This is a genomic window from Colwellia sp. 1_MG-2023 (assembly GCF_030546755.1).
Classification (GTDB): Bacteria; Pseudomonadota; Gammaproteobacteria; order Enterobacterales; family Alteromonadaceae; genus Thalassotalea_H.
The window spans coordinates 40,478-57,650 of sequence record NZ_JAUOPE010000013.1 but is presented as its reverse complement, the minus strand read 5'-3'; the positions used below and the strand labels follow the sequence as shown (position 1 = coordinate 57,650).

Here is a 17,173-nt window from a genome sequence, read left to right as displayed (position 1 = left end):
TGATTTTATTGGTCGTTTGCTGATGGGAAATCTTCAAGCAATTCTTGTTCGGTATAAGCTAAGCTTCTATCGGTTGTATCGTTGAGTACCTTATTGACCGACTCTATAGAGATGAATGAGCCTTGGTTCCCCCAGCTATTACGTAAATAGCCAACGAGGGCACTAATTTCGGCTAAGCTAACATTATTATTGCCCTTTAACCCAGGCATATCGATGCCCGGATTATATAAAATACCATCCACATGAATTGGTCCCGTTAACCCATGTAATAATAACGCGGTAAGACGGTCAGGATCGCCAGTTACCCATTCACTATTTGCTAATGGGGGGCCTGCAAAGTCAACACCTTGCCCTTCAGTTCCGTGACAACCTCCACAACCTGTAGCGTTAAAAACATGTTTACCTCTTAAATAAACCTGTTGGTCTTGTTCATTGAAATTGGCTTGAGGCTTATTGTTCATTTTAGGTTTGGTTATTAAGCTCAATAACTGCGCTTTAATTTCATTATCCGTTAAAAGCGCGATAAATGCTGCTTCACGCCCAGCTAAACCGCTTAATGCGAGACTACTAATTGTTGATGATTGCTGCCAGTTAATAACAAGCGACATTAATAATTTGTCGCTTAGTTCAAGGTTATATTGACCAAGCGTTGTAGCAAGTGCCATGGCAAAGTCATACGAAGTCGTTTCCTCGGCGTGTTGTTGTATCAAGGTATTAAGAAAGGTTTGTTTATGCTGCTTACTTAACTGACTTGAAAGGGTAACAACGTGTGCTTTGAGTTTATTCGATGAAGCGGTATTCGTGATCAGAGTACTTAGTAATGACTCAGATAAAGCGTTTAATCCTTCAAGGGTCCAAAGGGCACTAATTTGCTGATGATCTTTTAACGCTGTTAAGGCTAACTGAATTAATGGTTCTTTTACTGAAAGGTCTTGTCTTTCAATCAGTAATCGTTTGGCGGTATCTCTGTGCCAACTATTTTGATGGGTTAATAGATCGACCAATTGAGAGCTAGATAATTGGCTTAAATTAAAATTAGATTCTAGTGAATTATTTGGATCAAAAACGCGGTAAATGCGACCAAAATGCACACCTTTATCTAATTTATTCCCTAATATATATTCAGATAAATATTGAGTTAAGTAAAATCGATCTTGAATAATGCCTCGATACATATCAACAAAATACATACTTCCATCGGGGGCTGTATAGGTGTTTACTGGTCGAAAACGTTCATCAGTAGATGTTAGAAATTCTTGCTGATGGTAAAAAGGTTTACCAATGACAACAGCGTTTTGTTCTGAAATGTTAATCGCGGATATTAAATTACCTGCTGGCTCAGGGCTAAAAGCGTGACCATAAAACTGAGGCATGTTTGAACCTCTATAAATCACAGGCCCACTTACCGCCGTAGCTTTTATCATTTTATTGGCTTCATTGAGCTTACTTTTATCATAGGCTCTATTGATGCCAAGTGTTGGTCTGTTTGGGTAGACATTATTATCTGATAATCGTTTTTGGGTGTTTTCTGTAAATTTTATTTTTGGGTTTCGACTACTACTATTGGCAGGCACGCTATCAGCAATGAGCAACGTACTATTATTGGTGTAAAAAAGACGGCCATAATCATCTTTGGTAATACCCCATTGACCACGGTTTTCGGTACGAGCTTTCACTAATTGCCAGTCTTTGGTTTTATAAATAAGTTTACTGTCAGTTGGTAAAGAGGCATTTAACGGGTAAAGGCGGTATTTTTGATTAGATTTAGCGTTATATAACCAATTATCTAAACCATACATTAAGCCATTTTCTTTATGCTCAACATTTACTCCCGAGGCATAGTCATTATCAACAACGACAGGAGAGCCTGCTACGTCTTTACCATTTATCACAGTATGAGAAGCAAAATGTAAAGCGTTATCGTCAGCAAACAATATGCCGCCTTTTACGTGCGCAATAGCACGAGGAAGAGCGATACCGCTTAAGAAAACAATGCGTTCATCAATTTTACCATCCAAATCAGTATCTTCTAATATGACAATATGACCAACAGGATCTGTTTCACCTGTACCTGCGACATCAAGCATATAGTTGGTCATTTCAGCTATCCACATTCTGCCATTAGCATCAAAGCTAATTAATACCGGATCACGAACGAAGGGCTCAGCTGCGACATTTTCTATCGATAAATTATCTTGTAGTTGAAAAGCTTTCAAGGCATCAGAAGGGGATAATGGGTGTGACGACGGGCCATTAATCCACGCTTCATATCCAGCTCCATGAACATGTTCAATATTGTTGTCGTTTTCTGATTTATGATGAAAGTAAGTGACGAAAAGTAATGAGAGTAAACAAATACTGAAAAGTTTAAATTTATACATGAAAAAAAATACCGCTTTAGAAAAACAAAAAAATATAGGTATGACCAATTTATTTGAAGCTATCTTACGTTTAAAATTATCAACTAACAACCGTGTTCAACTAAATTTACTTGAATCGTTAATTGTTTGTAATAGCTTTATTAAATTAATGTTTTCATGAATTAACTAAGGTAATTTATAATAAAATTAATACATAAGACTACATTAAACAGGTAACCAATTTTTCAGTACTTTAAGCATTATATTTTTTTCAATAGGCTTTGCGATAAAGTCATTCATGCCGGTTGCTATACATTTTTCACGATCGCCTGTCATGGCATTTGCAGTCATCGCAATTATTGGTACATTTTTATATAAACCGCCACACTCGCCCGATCTGATCCGTTTAGTTGTTTCATAACCATCTAGCGTAGGCATTTGACAGTCCATTAAAATACAGGTGTAAGGATCATCTATTTTTAAAGAGAGTTTGAGTTTAGCGATAGCAATAGCACCATTATCTGCAACATCGCAATTTAAATTAAAACTTTTCAATAATTGAATAGCAACGACTTGGTTAATACGATTATCTTCGACTAAAAGTATTTTTATATTGGCCTGCCACACAGGTAGTTGAATTGAAATCGACTCTGCTGTGTTTTCAACACTATGTGATAATAACTCAATAGGAATTGAGACAGTAAACGTACTACCATGATGGTATTTACTCTCAACTGTAATATTTCCATTTAATAAATGACTTAATTGTTTTGAGATGGATAAACCTAATCCGCTTCCACCAAAATTACGGGTTGTAGAGCTATCGGCCTGTTGAAACGATTCAAATACTGTGGCTAACTTACCTTCATCAATACCCACACCCGTATCGATAATCGAACACACGAAATAATCGAGCTTGTCTTTATGAATTTGTTCAGCCTTGATAATAATTTGGCCTTCATTAGTAAATTTCACGGCATTGCCGATAAGGTTCAGTAAAATTTGCTTAATACGTAACGGGTCAGACTTCACGTGTTGGTGAGAAATTGCTGAAGTGTCTAATATTAAAGCTAAACTCTTGTTTCTCGCTAGATTTTCAACCGTGTGATAAATCTCGTTTAAAAGTTCTACTAAATTAAACTCAACATTTTCTATGGACAGCTTACCGGCTTCTATTTTTGAGTAATCTAACACTTCATTGACCACATCGAGGAGAATTTTACTTGAGGTAAAAGCAATGTTTATCTTTTCTTTATGTTCTGCTTCTAAATCTTCTTGTTGCAATAGTTCAAGCATACCCATGACACCGTTTATCGGGGTTCTTATTTCGTGACTCATATTTGCCAAAAATTCACTTTTCGTTTTATTCGCCTTTTTAGATTCCTCTAAAAGCTCAAGTGCTGATGTTTCTGCTTTGAGCATTCTAAATTGAAAGCGTTCTAACACTAAGTAGGCAAAGTAAAGGTAAATGATTAAGTTGATTAAATTGCCCGCAAAGTAGCCGTATGAGAGCCAAAGTGGATAACCAATAGCAATTGGATAAGTTAACCAATGCATGGCATATAAAACAAAGATGGATAAAAGATAGAATGGCCTTTTTAAATACATGTATTTTTTATTCTTTGACAGCATTCTCATTAAATATAATAAGAAAAAAGCTTGCGAGATAGAAAAAACGATCATGCTAAAAAATGAAGCATCTGCACCATATTTAAGGCCAAGGATTAGTAGGAAAAACAACAAAGCGTATGAGAACACTTTTACATATTTCTTTAAAGAGATGCTTTTATAAAAGAAATAATATAAGCCAAAGACTAAGAAAACTTTTTCAATTAATAATAAAAGCATATAAATCGTTTGTATTTCTTCTTGAGGAAGATACTCAGGTAAAAAATACAGATTTACTCTGCCTAAAAGTATAGCGATGACAGAGATTAACCAATAATAAGTACGAGATAGGGTGTTAGGAACTAACATAACCCAAAGAAAAAATATCGCTAATAAAGAATAAGCCGTGATCCCGACAATATTTATGATTGCTGATAATTCCATAATCTTATTACTCAAACGTCATTGTAAAAGTTAAGCCAAAAGTTCTTGGGCTTCCCCATACGCCAATAATGCCTGGCCCTAAAACATAACTATGCGCAATATATTGTTGGTCACTTAAGTTTTCACCCCAAAGAGTCCATTGATATTTTTCATCTTGCGAACGCCAAGTTAACCGGGCGTTTACTAAGTTAATTTGCGGCAAAATCACGTTCTGATTAATATAATCGCCCAGTTGCTCACCCGTATATTGGTAATTTAGATTGAATAAAATATGGCTAGCATTAGCTAAAGGGTAGTCAATATCAGCTGAAACAAAAGCTTTATGTGTTGGTGATTGGCGCAATGAAGAACCACTTAAATCAATCTCGCCATTAAAGGTTGTAATGATAAAACGATTTATTTCAGAATCTAAGTAAGCATAATTACTGGTTAATGAAAGATAGTCATTAACCAGATATTGCATTTCTATATCGGCACCGGTAATTTTTGACGTATCAATGTTGGTCGAAACGAAACTACCAAAATTAGGATTTAAAGCAGAAGGACCAAACCAAGTTACTTGTAAGTTTTCATAATCAGTATAAAAAGCACTGCTATTAACGCGTAATGTTTGATTTAACCAATCTGATTTCATCCCTATTTCATAACTAATCGCTTTTTCTGGCTCAACAAATTGCAACGATATATTTTCTAATCCTGGAGAACCTGGAAAGCCACCTGATTTATAGCCTTTTGACATGCTCGCATAGGCCATTATGTTTTTGCTAGGTGAGTATTGAATAGCGACTTTAGGCGAAAAGTCAGACCAAGTTTTATCAACTTGTGTATTAAAGGTTTCTTGTAAAATATTAAGACTGCCTTGGCCTGAATGACAATATGGACTATTGATGGTAAGTATGTTTTCTTGATGACCACAATTGATTGTCAAAAACTCAGCTTCTTTGGTATCGTGACTGTATCGGCCCCCTAATATCAGCTGCCAATCAGGCATAAATTGCCATTGTGCTTGTGTATATATAGCAGCGCTTTGCGTTTTATTCTTTTGACTCGAAACTTCATTTCCTAAGGTAGTTTGTCCGGTATCTTTAGAATTGAAATCAAGCTTATATTGTTCCAGACGGTCCGTTGACTCCTGTAAATAAAAAAGTCCAAGGGTGAAATCTAACTTTGAGTTTATTTGTGTTGTCCAACGCGACTCGATGGAATGTTGTTTAACTTTTTCATAAATATCATCATTAACATCAGCACCTAATATGTCATTATTGAGATCATAGTTGCCACCTAAAGGAACGCCAACGCTAGCCATTTCCCAATCCGACAAGTTATCTCGCCAGCCGAGTATCGTGGTGATTTTTCCATCTGCGAGTTGGTAATCATTTTGTATCGTGATACTTTCGCTTTCTCGTAATGAAAACCCAGAGATAGGAGAGGTTGCTAAATATGGTTTTCCTCCTAATGTTTGCCAGGTACCTACGTAGTCAAAATTACCATTAACAATGGGAGTTCTCCCCATGTCAGCTTGATCATCGGAATTCCTTTCATAAGATAAATACCATTGATAATTTGCTTCATTTATTGATAACTGAGCCCTAAAAATGTCGCTATCTTCATTTTGATTTTCTTCATTGAGCAAAATGTTTTGGGTAAAACCCTCATGTTCTCGATGGCTATAACTTATTTTACCTTGGATAAATTCATTGATGGGCCCAGAAATAGTACCGTTATAGCGTAAAATATTATAATTACCGACTGTCGTTGATAAGCTAGCTGTAAAATCTTCTTCTGGTTTTTTTGTGATGATATTAAGCGCACCGCCAATGGCATTTCTACCAAAAACCGTACCTTGTGGGCCTCTAAGTATTTCAACGCGTTCTATTTCGTAAAGTTCAGTATTTAAATGTGCTAATCGTCCCTGATATAAACCATCAATAAATATCGCCACTGAGCTATCCATACCAGCGCCATCTTCACTAGATAAAATGCCTCGAATTGACATATTACCTTGACCAGGCGCGAAGGAAGTAAATGACATGCCTGGGGTGATGTTAGCAATATCGGTAGCATTGTTGATATCTTGTGCGGTTATTTGCTCGTCATTGATCACTGAAGTGGAAATTGCAATTTTTTGTACGTTTTCTTTTTTAAACTGAGAGGTTACTTCGATAACTTCTAAAGTATTTTCTTGAGCATATACAGATAAACAGCAAAAGCTGGAGAGGAAAAGCCTAGATGTTTTTATTACCATAGTTTGGAAACAACTAAAATTTAATTTTATTAATAAAAACATAGCACAACCTTAAAGTTAATACAGTTTTAGCTATAATTTTTATTGTTTTATTATCTAATGGTTGAATGTTTTTTCACACTTTAGTTTTTTGCGAGACAAAGGATTAAATGGTTTATGTTGGTTAAAATATTCGATTGGAGAGTGCAAATGCATTTGAATGTACGATTTTTGATAAAAAAGTCAGAAAATGGCAAATAATCCTTTACAAATATATTACTAGTCCTTATTATTCGCACCGCTTCAAACGAAGCAACACATAGGTGAGATGGCTGAGTGGTCGAAAGCACCGGTCTTGAAAACCGGCAAGGGTTTGTAGCCCTTCTAGAGTTCAAATCTCTATCTCACCGCCATATTCTAAGAAACCGCATCTTTAATTAGTTGCGGTTTTTTTTTCGTTTTAAATTTGCATAATTAACTACAGGGTTTGTAGTGTTAATCCTTCGAGTAGAGTTCAAGCCTTTATCTCACCGCCATATTCTAAGAAACCGCATCTTTAATTAGTTGCGGTTTTTTTTCGTTTTAAATGTGCTAAATTAACTACAGGGTTTGTAGCGCTAATCCTTCAAGTAGAGTTCAAATCTCTATCTCACCGCCATATTCTAAGAAACCGTTAATTGAAAAATTAGCGGTTTTTTTTCGTTTTAAATTTGCTTAATTAACTACAGGGTTTGTAGCGCTAATCCTTCGAGTAGAGTTCAAGCCTTTATTTCACCGCCATATTTAGAAAAGCCCGTTACGAAAGTCACGGGCTTTTTGCTTGCGAGCTATCCTGTTATCAATGAGTTTCTCACCAATAAACATGATATTAGTTTGCTTCTATTAAAGCTTTAATCTACTTTATTTGTTCAGGTTCTTTCTAAGGGATTTAGGAGTTTACGTGTATTTTATTGCATCATTTGGATTGTTAATAATTGTCTTAAGTGCCATTATGATTATTGCTCCAAATTATTGGTCAAATGGAATTGTTCAGTTTAGTAAAAAAGAATATTTTCATTGGTTTGAAGTTACAAGCCGTTTACTTATTGGCTGTGTTTTTGTGCTATACAATGAAACAACACAACAACCTATGTTAATACTAGCGTTAGGCTATTTACTTATTTTCGTTGCTACGGGGCTTTTATGTATTGGTTCTTCAAAGCATCGTCAATTTGCTGTTTGGTCAGCTGATAAATTTAAACCAGTATTTAGGCCAGCAGGTTGTGGCTCTTTCTTTTTAGGTATGTATTTAATTTATATTTCTATCAGTATCTGAGCCGAAATCGAATTGTTTTGTTTTTTTAATTCATGTAATTTTTATCATGTTATTTTGTTACAACGGCTACTTTATTTTTAGTTTAGATCATTAAATTTTCGGAAGGTGTATGAGAACAAAAATTGAGGTAATTAATAACTCAGAAATTATAAAAGTTGTTTTTACAGGTAATGTCACCTTTGACGACCGAATAAATGTAATACATGAGCTATGTACAGATTATTACCCTTTATTTACTAAACTTAGAATCCTTATCGACACCAGACAAGTAATAAAAAAACTCACGGAAAGTGAGCAAATAATCTTAGGAACTTTTGTTGCTTCAAGAATAGAATTAAAAGAAGCGTTAGTGGCTGTGATCGTCGAGAAAAATATCATGCTTAATGAACAAGCCATAAAAAAATCCTCTCAGCTTGGTCATAATATCAAAGTATTTTATACAGAAAAGGAAGCTTTAACTTGGTTAAATGTTAAGTGCTGAATGTTATAGGCTTAACTGATTATTATAAATAGTAACGGTATCGATATCTGTCTATTTTTACTCTGGAAAACTGTTACATTATTTTTATCTTCCTCATAAATTTAACTTCTTAGTCAATAAATCTCCATAAATGTATAATAATATTCATATTCTATGGATGTTTACTTAGGTAAATTATTAGTTACTGAATTTGTGAACGTTCAATTTTTTTATCATTTGGAGATAACATGACAGCCTTTAAACAAGCTGCACAAGAACTTTTTAATCGCCGAAAAGCAGGCACTAAAGAAAGCCGACTTGAAGAATCATTTCGTCCTACCTCAATTGATGACGCTATGGCTATTCATGAAGAAATGTCTGACATTGCCGAAGTAGGCGGTTGGAAATGTTTATTACCTCCGGCAGAAGATAAAATTATTGCTGCTCCTATTTTTAATGTTCAAAAAGACAGCGCAATTGTTACGTTATTTGAAGATAACTCAGTTGCTCGTGTAGAGCCTGAAGTTTGCTTTGTTCTTAATCAAGATTTACCGGTTAAGACAGGTGACTATAGTGAAGCTGAAATTATCGAAGCAATTGGTAGTGCTCACATGGCGTTAGAATTAATGCAAAGCCGATTTTCTGAAGACGCAGAGCAGAGTTTTTATGAGAGTTTAGCTGATTGTATGTTAAATCAAGGGGTGTTTGTTGGCCCAGAAATCGATAAAAAAACGGCAATAGCGTTAAAAAAGATTAAAATAAACGTTACCCAAGGGGATGAGCTAAGAAAGCTTGATGGTGTTCACCCAAATGATCGTGCAATTGATGGCTTGATTTGGCTAGTCAATTATATGAATAGTCGTGGCCTTTCTTTAAAAGCAGGTGCTGCGATCATTACTGGTTCATTTAAAGGGATCGTAAACATGGCGTTTGATATTGAAACCAGCATAGAATATGAAGGCATTGGTGAATATTCGGTAACGTTTAAACGAGCTTAAAAATAAAAGATGCTCAGCTATTTACTGGCGATAAATAGCTGCATGCTTGTTAATTTTATCTTTTAAAATTTTATAGGAACAATAGTGAAAAGTACTATTTCTAATGGGCTAGTTCATAACATACCTAATGATTTAGCCCAATTGTTAGCAGATAAAGCAATGATTAAGCAGTGGGAAAGCCTAACACCTATTGGCCGAAATGAATTTATTTGTTGGATTGAAGATGCTAAGCAAGAAAAAACCAGAATAAAACGGCTCACTCGAACTATAGATGACTTAAATGAAGGTAAGAAACGCCCTTGTTGTTGGCCTGGCTGTATACATCGAACAGATAAAAAACCAAGCAAATGGCAACAAGATGTTTTGATTGACAAAAAAGCGAAATAAAAACTTAAACTAACGAAAGGATAAATGCATTAAATATGGTCGGAGTGGCAAGATTCGAACTTGCGACCTCACGTCCCCCAGACGCACGCGCTACCAAGCTGCGCTACACCCCGAATATTTAATTTTTAAGCACATGGTAAACCTAAGGAGGGATAATCAGTTTACCGCTTGTATGATAATGAATTAGTCAGTTAATGCAAAGAAAAAACTATAGCTGTTAGGCTGTTAGCTTATTTATTCGTCACTTTTTGTTGTTGAGCAAAACTTTTAATAAAATGTACACCATCAATCATTAATGGAAAATCAGAACTCACCATGATCGGCGATTCTAATTCACGAGAATAACTTTGAAAGTTACCATTTTGGTCAATAAACACTGATTTATCTTTATTAAAAACAATCATGCCGTTATCCATTGTATTAGCGATCACACGGTCATTGTTAATTTTTACCATGTCTTTGCCTGAACTGTAGGAACCGGCTGAAATATCGCAAGCTAGCCAGTGCTTCATTAAAGTAGGTTGAATATCCATATGGCTGGTTAAATGGTGTATTTCTTGTTCATTCTCATGTGGCAAAATAAATAACGCAGGTTTAATGGTTAAACTGGTTTCTTCGGTTTTATTGCCAACAGAGCTGATCCACACAATGTCTTTATTATTTTTATTTTTTTGAGAAAGTAATAGGGCATCAATAAACAATTCATATTGATAATGATCAGAGGCAGTAAAATAAAAAATATGTAAACCAGTGGATAAATGATTTAAGCGCTGGCTTAACACTAAACTGGAAATATCTTTTAAATGACTGACCTCATCAAAAAGCCCTTGGTAGTTTAATAAAGCAGCAGGCAAATCAGACATTGCTTCTTTTAATTCATCAACAACGGTTAATGACGCGCTTAAATTATTTGCTGTTAAGGCTGAAAAGAGTAACGGTTTTTTATTTTGCTCAACTACGCCTTGTTTATAGATAGAGGGCAAGCTATATAAGAGATTGAACCATGCATCTTTTGGTAACGCGTTATCAATGTGATTGGTTAATTGCAGTTTATTGCTGGTTGCACGTCGAGCAAATTGACTAATTTGTTGCTCGTCTAATAACCGATCGGTTAATACTAAAATAGCCGATTGCTCCACCTCTTTTAACTGCGCACATTGCTGGTTAAGTTCAGGGTAAGTTGGCAAAACATCTGTAAAAGATAACGGGCTAGTTTTACGGGCAATATAATCATCTTTATCAAACATGCCATATTTAGTCAGTAAAGTTTTGGCTGTTGACGGATACGATAAAGGCAAAACAGTATCTTGCCTTAAAATATCATAATTTAAATTAGCGTCTGCCCAAATATGTAATAGGTGACTGATAAAAAAAGCAGTTACTAATCCCATGACAATAAAACGAGCAAATACTGTTTTTTGCAGTTGCCTTAAGTGTTTCCACGCGTAATTACTTACCACCAATTGAAAAACAAGAATTGAGATAAACAATAAAACACTAACAAACCAAAAAACACAACTGTTATCAGCAATTTGCGTTTGTATTAATGCAATGATTTGATCGCTTGACGATGCATTTAAATGATATCCTAGGCGTGAATATATAAAAGCATCCAGTAAAAGTAATAATAACCCTAACGTGAAAACAAGCGAGGCAGAGCCTCTGATAAATCGTGTTTTAGGGTAAATAAGCGTGAGCGGAAAAATAAGTAAAACAAAACCAATAAAAGTCAAAAAACTCATATGACTTAACCAAGTCATCACTAAATACAGCTTACCTAGTAAAGTTTCAGGACTCGCTTCATTAAAAAGATACAACGAAGATAATAATATTGAGGCAATAATATTAAAAAACGTAAACCAATGGCTCCAACTTACTAAAGGTAATAGCCGTTTACTGTATGTAGAAGAACCAAATGAAACCATGGATACGTATGCGCTCTGTTTATTTTGTTATTAATTCAAAAGTAAGGTATTGAATTATCTATTTTATTGGTTTTATTAATTTTTTACTTTATAGACTGTTTTAATGCATTAGTAAAATTTTCTACCATCGCCGCTCGTTGGCTTTCGGGTACTTCATTATGAATAATGTCAGTAATGGTATTTCCTAAACACATTAAGGCTAGATCTGGTGTTACTTTTTCAGAAACAAGGACATTTAATAGCTCTTGGATAATTTTTTCTACACGTTCGTTCGAATACTTAGATACAATAGGCATATAATTTACTAAATAGCATTGGATAATTTGTCGTAAGTTTATCAAATGCGTTAACAATATAATACTGACCTTTAATTATGAGCTTAATTATTTCTAATATTGCACTACATTATTTATCGAAAAAAGAAGAAACGGGCGAAGTTTTGCTTCGTTTAGGACCTGAATCGGTTGACGTTACCCACAAAATAGAAAACTTTGTAGATGCCTTACACGGTATTTACAATAGCAAAGGCAGTAAAGCTTATGGTCATTTTGCTACTATTCCAGCAGAAGGTGATAAAGCACGCTTTGTTGATATTATGGAAAGCTATTTATCAGATGCACAAAGTTTTTATGACTTTAGCTGTCAGGCAGGTAATTTATTAAAAAATGAATTAGAGAAATACGAATTAGCGGAAACGGGCTATTTAGTAGTTTGTCATTATGAATATATGGGAGGCCGTTATTTACTGGCAGCAATTATTCCTATTTCAGAGCATTATTCAGTTGATGGCGAATTAAATATCTCGGCTGATCAACATCTTGATACGTCACGATTACAATTGGCGGCAAGAATCGATTTATTTGATTACCAACAAAATGCTAATGGCAATAAATATATCTCTTTTATAAAAGGCCGTGCAGGCAGAAAAGTCTCTGATTTCTTTTTAGAATTTTTAGGTTGTGAAGAAGGTTTAGACGCAAAAGAACAAACACAAACCTTAGTACAAGCGGTTGAAGACTTTGTTGCGGTTAATCAACTTGATGCACAAGAAAAACAAAAAACGCGCAAAGAATTGCTCAGCTATTGCAAAGAGCAAAAAGAATCTGCTCAAGATGTTTCAATCAAAGAATTAGGGCACGTTATTGGGGAAGAAGGCAGCGAGCAAGATTTTTACAAGTTTTGCCAAGACCAGTCTTATCCTATTGAAGAGTCATTTCCTCATGACCAAGCCGTTGTTAACAAAATCACTAAATATTCAGGCTTTGGTGCTGGGATCAGTTTAAGTTTCGAACGCAGCCATTTCGGACAAGATGTCATATATAATGCTGCGAATGAAAGTATCACTATTTATAAAGTGCCACCAAATTTGAAAGAACAATTATTGAGCTTATTACAAGCTCAAGACAAACAAGAACAACAAAATGAAGAATTCTAAAGTGTTAGCTTTTACTTGAAACACGTTTTGTGTAGCATTTCACTGCAAAATGACTTTAGAAATAAATCGAAAAATATACAGAAATACAGATAATTGAAAATAGGGTAAAAAATGACAACATTAACGATAACTCGTCCAGACGATTGGCATGTACATTTACGCGATGGTGATGCTTTAAAAACAACCGTTGCAGATATAAGCCGCTATTTTGGTCGTGCCATTGTTATGCCAAACCTTGTACCGCCAGTAACTAACGCCGAATTAGCTCAACAATACCATCAAAGAATAATGGCTGAAAAACCAGCCGAACATTTTCAACCGTTAATGGTGTTATACCTAACTGACAATACCACACCAGAAGATATCAAGCAGGCAAAAGCTAGTGGCATTGTGTTTGCAGCAAAATTATATCCCGCCGGTGCGACAACCAATTCATCTTCAGGTGTTACCTCAATAGATAATATTGCACACGTGCTAGCCGCCATGCAAGAAGTTGATATGCCCTTGTTGATCCACGGTGAAGTGACCGATAATCATATTGATATCTTTGACCGTGAAGCGGTTTTTATTGACACAATTTTAAAGCCATTAGTGGCAAATTACCCTAATTTAAAAGTAGTGTTAGAACACATCACCACAAAAAATGCGGTTGAATTTGTTAAGCAAGCCGGTGAAAACGTTGCTGCAACCATTACCGTGCATCATTTATTATATAACCGCAACCATATGTTAGTGGGGGGCATTCGTCCTCATTATTTTTGTTTACCAATTCTTAAACGCAACATTCACCAACAAGCATTAATTGAAGCGGCAACCAGTGGTTCAAGTAAGTTTTTCTTAGGAACAGACTCTGCGCCACATCCAAAACATGCCAAAGAATCATCGTGTGGTTGTGCCGGTGCGTATACAGCGCATGCAGCAATTGAGCTTTACGCTGAAGTATTTGAACAAGAAAATGCTTTAGACAAATTAGAAGGCTTTGCTAGTTTACATGGCCCTGCATTTTATAATTTGCCAGTTAATAGCGATAAAATCACCTTAGAAAAAACAACGTGGAATGTGCCAGAAACACTTAGTTTTGGTAATGATGTTGTTGTGCCTATTCGTGCAAACGATACCATTGCTTGGCAAGTAAAAGATTAAGGACAAAGTATGCAACTTTTTGTAAATGACTTAACCGTTATCGACTTTTCATATTGTTGTCCACTACGCGGCATTGTTGGTGAAAGCTGGATTGTTGATGTATTACTTGACGGCTCATTAAATGAAATGAGCATGGTGTTAGATTTTGCGGTAGTTAAAAAACAAATTAAAGCCATTATAGATGACGCGGTTGATCATAAATTGTTATTACCTATGAGTAACAAAATGATTGAATGTACCGACTCAACAGAAAATCAAGATCATGAATTTGTTGATGTATACACAGAACGGGCTGATTATTTTTTGCAATCACCTAAATGTGCTTTTGCTAAAATTGCCGCAGAAGAAATAAACATTACATCAGTGACCGAACATTTAACCGATATTATTTTGAGAGAATTACCTACAAATGTTCAAGGTTTGACATTAACTTTGCGTCCTGAAAATATTCCTGGTGATTATTATCATTACACGCATGGCTTAAAGTTACACGATGGAAACTGCCAACGTATTGCCCATGGTCATCGCTCTAAAATTACCTTTTTTATTAATGATGAACGATCAGCAGATCTCGAACATTTTTGGTGTCAGCGCTGGGAAGATATCTATATTGCTTCAGAAGATGATCGCGTCGCAAAAGCAGACATTCAGTTATCTGAACAAGCAAAAGCTAAATTAACGGAAGAACATCAGTACTTTGCCTATACTGCGCCGCAAGGAAGATTTGACATAGCAGTTGATAAAAACGTTTTAGAAGTGGTTGATTGTGATTCAACAGTAGAGTTATTAGCCGATTATATCGCCCGACAAATAAATAAACCTAAGCCAGGCCAAACGATCAAAGTTATTGCTTATGAAGGCGTTGGCAAAGGAGCTATTGCCAGTGCATAAACACAACATATTCACTAAATTATGCTTAATTGGCTGTTTTATCTTGAATAGTGCAATGGTAAAAGCAGTTGAACTTTCTTTTGAACTATCCGGTAAGATAGAACAGGGTGGTTTTGTTTTGGGTAAAATTAACGCGGGCAATGTGGTGAAGCTTGATGACAAAAAACTCACCGTTTCCGCTTCAGGTGATTTTGTTTTTGGCTTTAGTCGTGATGATGATAAAACGCATACCTTAACGATTACCGATACAAAGGGCAAAACGTTCACTAAAACGCTAACCCCTAAAACGCGACAATATAAAATACAACGCGTCGAAGGCATCGCTAAAAAAATCATGAAGCCAAACCCTAAAGCAGTGGCTAGAGCGAAAAAAGATAGCAGCCAAGTGAAAGCTGCTAGAGCTAAATTTAGTGATAATAACGCGTTTTCTCAAGGATTTATTGCACCTATACAAGGCATTATTACTGGCGTTTACGGAAGTCAGCGTTACTATAATGGCGTGCCAAAAAGCCCGCACTATGGCTTAGACTATGCTGGTAAAACAGGCGATCCTGTAAAAGCTCCGGCTAAAGGTACTGTTGTACTATATGTTGCAGATATGTTTTACTCAGGTGGCACCATGATCATTGATCATGGTCATGGCATCACATCAAGCTTTCTTCATTTAAGTGATGCTTATGTTAATGTTGGTGATACTGTTAACCAAGGTGATGTTGTTGCAGCAGTTGGCTCAAGCGGTAGGGCGACGGGACCACACTTAGATTGGCGCATCAATTGGTACCAAATGCGCTTAGATCCTATGTTAGTATTAAAAACTAAGCCTATAAAATAAAATAAAAGAAACATGAGGTAGATAATGATGAAAGGATTTATTAAAAAACTATCCGTTATTGGACTGTTATTTATTTCTTTTCATAGTTTATCTCAACAACCACCATTATCTGTAGGTTGGGAATTATGGTATCCCTATCAATATCATAATTCAAAACAAGAACTTACCGGTCTCGATTTAGATATTTTTAACGCCATTATTAAGCAAACAGAGCTTTCTGTAACGTATACCGAACTGCCTTGGAAACGTCATTTAAATTACCTAAAAACTGGCGATATGGACTTAGCAATGGGAGCTTCTTATAGTCAAGAAAGAGCTGAATATGCCGATTATTCAATTCCTTATAGGAATGAAACCGTAAAGTTATATGTTAAAAATGGCAAAGCAAACAGTATCATATTAAACAATTTAACGGATTTAATTGGTAGTCCCTATATGATCGGCGTTGAAGGTGGTTACTATTACGGTAAAGCATACCAAGAACTCATTAAACAGAATAAATTTCGCACTCAAATCAACGAAGTGATTGATATTGAACAAAATGTTCAATTATTACTCAAAGGGCATATCGACGGATTTTTAGTTGATCCTGTAACCATGAAAGCGTTTGTTAATAAATATAAGCTTCAAGGTGAATTTGAACAGCATTCTATAACCATTTACAGCGATGATATTTATATAATGGTTAGTAAAAAGATCAAAGATAAAACAGTGTTACCGAAAATCAATAAAGCGATCGCTCATTTGATACAAAACGGCAAGCTCGATGACATTATAAAAAATTGGACAAAACTTCAAAGCAACACCAATTAATCAAATTCACCAATCCTCATCTTTATCTTATTAACACGAGCAGTTTAATCTGACGACCAATGGCTGGGTAAAGTATTTGATAATCATCTAAATTTTTTAGTCACGTAGCGTTACGTAAAATAGGATTCTTTGTTAACTTACAAAGTGAATCTGGAAAGCCAAATTTTTCAAATACCAATAGCGATAACTTCAAATAGTTTTTTTTATTCAAACGCTTTAACGTCTGTTAATTTGTTAATGGAAGCTTAAAGCGTTTTTATTTTAAATTGGGTTAACAAAAGAGAGTTGAAAATAACAAAGTAAGAAGCACCTTTATAAATACAAGCCACTATGTCCGA

14 protein-coding genes and 2 tRNA genes are annotated in these 17,173 nt (G+C 35.3%); 10 read left to right on the top strand and 6 right to left on the bottom strand.

The features are described 5' to 3' along the window. Positions 1-5: 5 nt before the first annotated feature. From Q4493_RS14380 to Q4493_RS14370, 3 genes are all read right to left on the bottom strand, one after another. A complete protein-coding gene (locus Q4493_RS14380) occupies positions 6-2,381 on the bottom strand; it encodes a PVC-type heme-binding CxxCH protein (protein WP_303453978.1) in 2,376 nt (791 codons plus the stop codon). Between the two features lie 204 nt (positions 2,382-2,585). Next, complete coding sequence (locus Q4493_RS14375) at positions 2,586-4,412, bottom strand: ATP-binding protein (RefSeq protein ID WP_303453976.1); 1,827 nt, start codon at positions 4,410-4,412, stop codon at positions 2,586-2,588. 7 nt (positions 4,413-4,419) lie between these two features. Continuing rightward, complete coding sequence (locus Q4493_RS14370; protein WP_303453975.1) at positions 4,420-6,699, bottom strand: TonB-dependent receptor; 2,280 nt, start codon at positions 6,697-6,699, stop codon at positions 4,420-4,422. Positions 6,700-6,958: 259 nt separating this feature from the next. On the opposite strand from Q4493_RS14370, the gene Q4493_RS14365 reads away from it, so the two are divergent. The 5 genes from Q4493_RS14365 to Q4493_RS14345 all read left to right on the top strand — a co-directional run bounded on the left by Q4493_RS14365 (position 6,959) and on the right by Q4493_RS14345 (position 9,796). After that, positions 6,959-7,049 (top strand) — tRNA-Ser (locus tag Q4493_RS14365). A 527-nt stretch (positions 7,050-7,576) separates the two neighbouring features. After that, on the top strand, positions 7,577-7,951 hold the full coding sequence (locus tag Q4493_RS14360; protein WP_303453973.1) for a hypothetical protein: 375 nt from the start codon (positions 7,577-7,579) through the stop codon (positions 7,949-7,951). A 109-nt stretch (positions 7,952-8,060) separates the two neighbouring features. Continuing rightward, positions 8,061-8,432, top strand: coding sequence for a hypothetical protein (locus tag Q4493_RS14355; RefSeq protein WP_303453971.1), 372 nt, complete (start codon positions 8,061-8,063; stop codon positions 8,430-8,432). A gap of 227 nt (positions 8,433-8,659) precedes the next feature. Continuing rightward, positions 8,660-9,409, top strand: a complete 750-nt coding sequence (locus tag Q4493_RS14350; RefSeq protein ID WP_303453969.1) for a hydratase — start codon at positions 8,660-8,662, stop codon at positions 9,407-9,409. 84 nt (positions 9,410-9,493) lie between these two features. Next, a complete protein-coding gene (locus tag Q4493_RS14345; RefSeq protein ID WP_303453967.1) occupies positions 9,494-9,796 on the top strand; it encodes a YdeI/OmpD-associated family protein in 303 nt (100 codons plus the stop codon). 36 nt (positions 9,797-9,832) lie between these two features. Here the strand turns inward: Q4493_RS14345 and Q4493_RS14340 are convergent. The 3 genes from Q4493_RS14340 to Q4493_RS14330 form a co-directional block, all read right to left on the bottom strand. Further along, a tRNA-Pro gene (locus Q4493_RS14340) sits at positions 9,833-9,909 on the bottom strand. A 117-nt stretch (positions 9,910-10,026) separates the two neighbouring features. Then, a complete protein-coding gene (locus Q4493_RS14335) occupies positions 10,027-11,721 on the bottom strand; it encodes a DUF3413 domain-containing protein (protein ID WP_303453964.1) in 1,695 nt (564 codons plus the stop codon). 83 nt (positions 11,722-11,804) lie between these two features. Further along, a complete protein-coding gene (locus Q4493_RS14330; protein ID WP_303453962.1) occupies positions 11,805-12,017 on the bottom strand; it encodes a DUF1414 domain-containing protein in 213 nt (70 codons plus the stop codon). A gap of 77 nt (positions 12,018-12,094) precedes the next feature. On the opposite strand from Q4493_RS14330, the gene yejK reads away from it, so the two are divergent. The 5 genes from yejK (at position 12,095) to Q4493_RS14305 (ending at position 16,835) form a co-directional block, all read left to right on the top strand. Next, entirely contained in the window at positions 12,095-13,156 is a 1,062-nt protein-coding gene (gene yejK, locus Q4493_RS14325) for a nucleoid-associated protein YejK (protein WP_303453959.1), read from the top strand. A 111-nt stretch (positions 13,157-13,267) separates the two neighbouring features. After that, positions 13,268-14,299: a dihydroorotase gene (pyrC, locus tag Q4493_RS14320; protein WP_303453956.1), complete on the top strand. Its 1,032-nt coding sequence runs from the start codon at positions 13,268-13,270 to the stop codon at positions 14,297-14,299. A 9-nt stretch (positions 14,300-14,308) separates the two neighbouring features. After that, positions 14,309-15,190, top strand: a complete 882-nt coding sequence (locus tag Q4493_RS14315) for a 6-carboxytetrahydropterin synthase (RefSeq protein ID WP_303453955.1) — start codon at positions 14,309-14,311, stop codon at positions 15,188-15,190. Then, entirely contained in the window at positions 15,183-16,022 is an 840-nt protein-coding gene (locus tag Q4493_RS14310) for a M23 family metallopeptidase (protein WP_303453953.1), read from the top strand. The genes Q4493_RS14315 and Q4493_RS14310 overlap by 8 nt, the downstream gene beginning before the upstream one ends. Before the next feature lie 24 nt (positions 16,023-16,046). Beyond that, positions 16,047-16,835: an ABC transporter substrate-binding protein gene (locus Q4493_RS14305; protein WP_303453952.1), complete on the top strand. Its 789-nt coding sequence runs from the start codon at positions 16,047-16,049 to the stop codon at positions 16,833-16,835. The last annotated feature ends 338 nt before the right edge of the window (positions 16,836-17,173 follow it).

Excerpts from the sequence above, each read along its gene's own strand:
- Q4493_RS14380 (WP_303453978.1), bottom strand. The coding sequence starts at position 2,381 with ATGTATAAATTTAAACTTTTCAGTATTTGTTTACTCTCATTACTTTTC.
- Q4493_RS14375 (WP_303453976.1), bottom strand. The coding sequence starts at position 4,412 with ATGGAATTATCAGCAATCATAAATATTGTCGGGATCACGGCTTATTCT.
- Q4493_RS14370 (WP_303453975.1), bottom strand. The coding sequence starts at position 6,699 with ATGTTTTTATTAATAAAATTAAATTTTAGTTGTTTCCAAACTATGGTA.
- Q4493_RS14355 (WP_303453971.1), top strand. The coding sequence starts at position 8,061 with ATGAGAACAAAAATTGAGGTAATTAATAACTCAGAAATTATAAAAGTT.
- Q4493_RS14350 (WP_303453969.1), top strand. The coding sequence starts at position 8,660 with ATGACAGCCTTTAAACAAGCTGCACAAGAACTTTTTAATCGCCGAAAA.
- Q4493_RS14335 (WP_303453964.1), bottom strand. The coding sequence starts at position 11,721 with ATGGTTTCATTTGGTTCTTCTACATACAGTAAACGGCTATTACCTTTA.
- Q4493_RS14330 (WP_303453962.1), bottom strand. The coding sequence starts at position 12,017 with ATGCCTATTGTATCTAAGTATTCGAACGAACGTGTAGAAAAAATTATC.
- yejK (WP_303453959.1), top strand. The coding sequence starts at position 12,095 with ATGAGCTTAATTATTTCTAATATTGCACTACATTATTTATCGAAAAAA.
- pyrC (WP_303453956.1), top strand. The coding sequence starts at position 13,268 with ATGACAACATTAACGATAACTCGTCCAGACGATTGGCATGTACATTTA.
- Q4493_RS14315 (WP_303453955.1), top strand. The coding sequence starts at position 14,309 with ATGCAACTTTTTGTAAATGACTTAACCGTTATCGACTTTTCATATTGT.
- Q4493_RS14305 (WP_303453952.1), top strand. The coding sequence starts at position 16,047 with ATGATGAAAGGATTTATTAAAAAACTATCCGTTATTGGACTGTTATTT.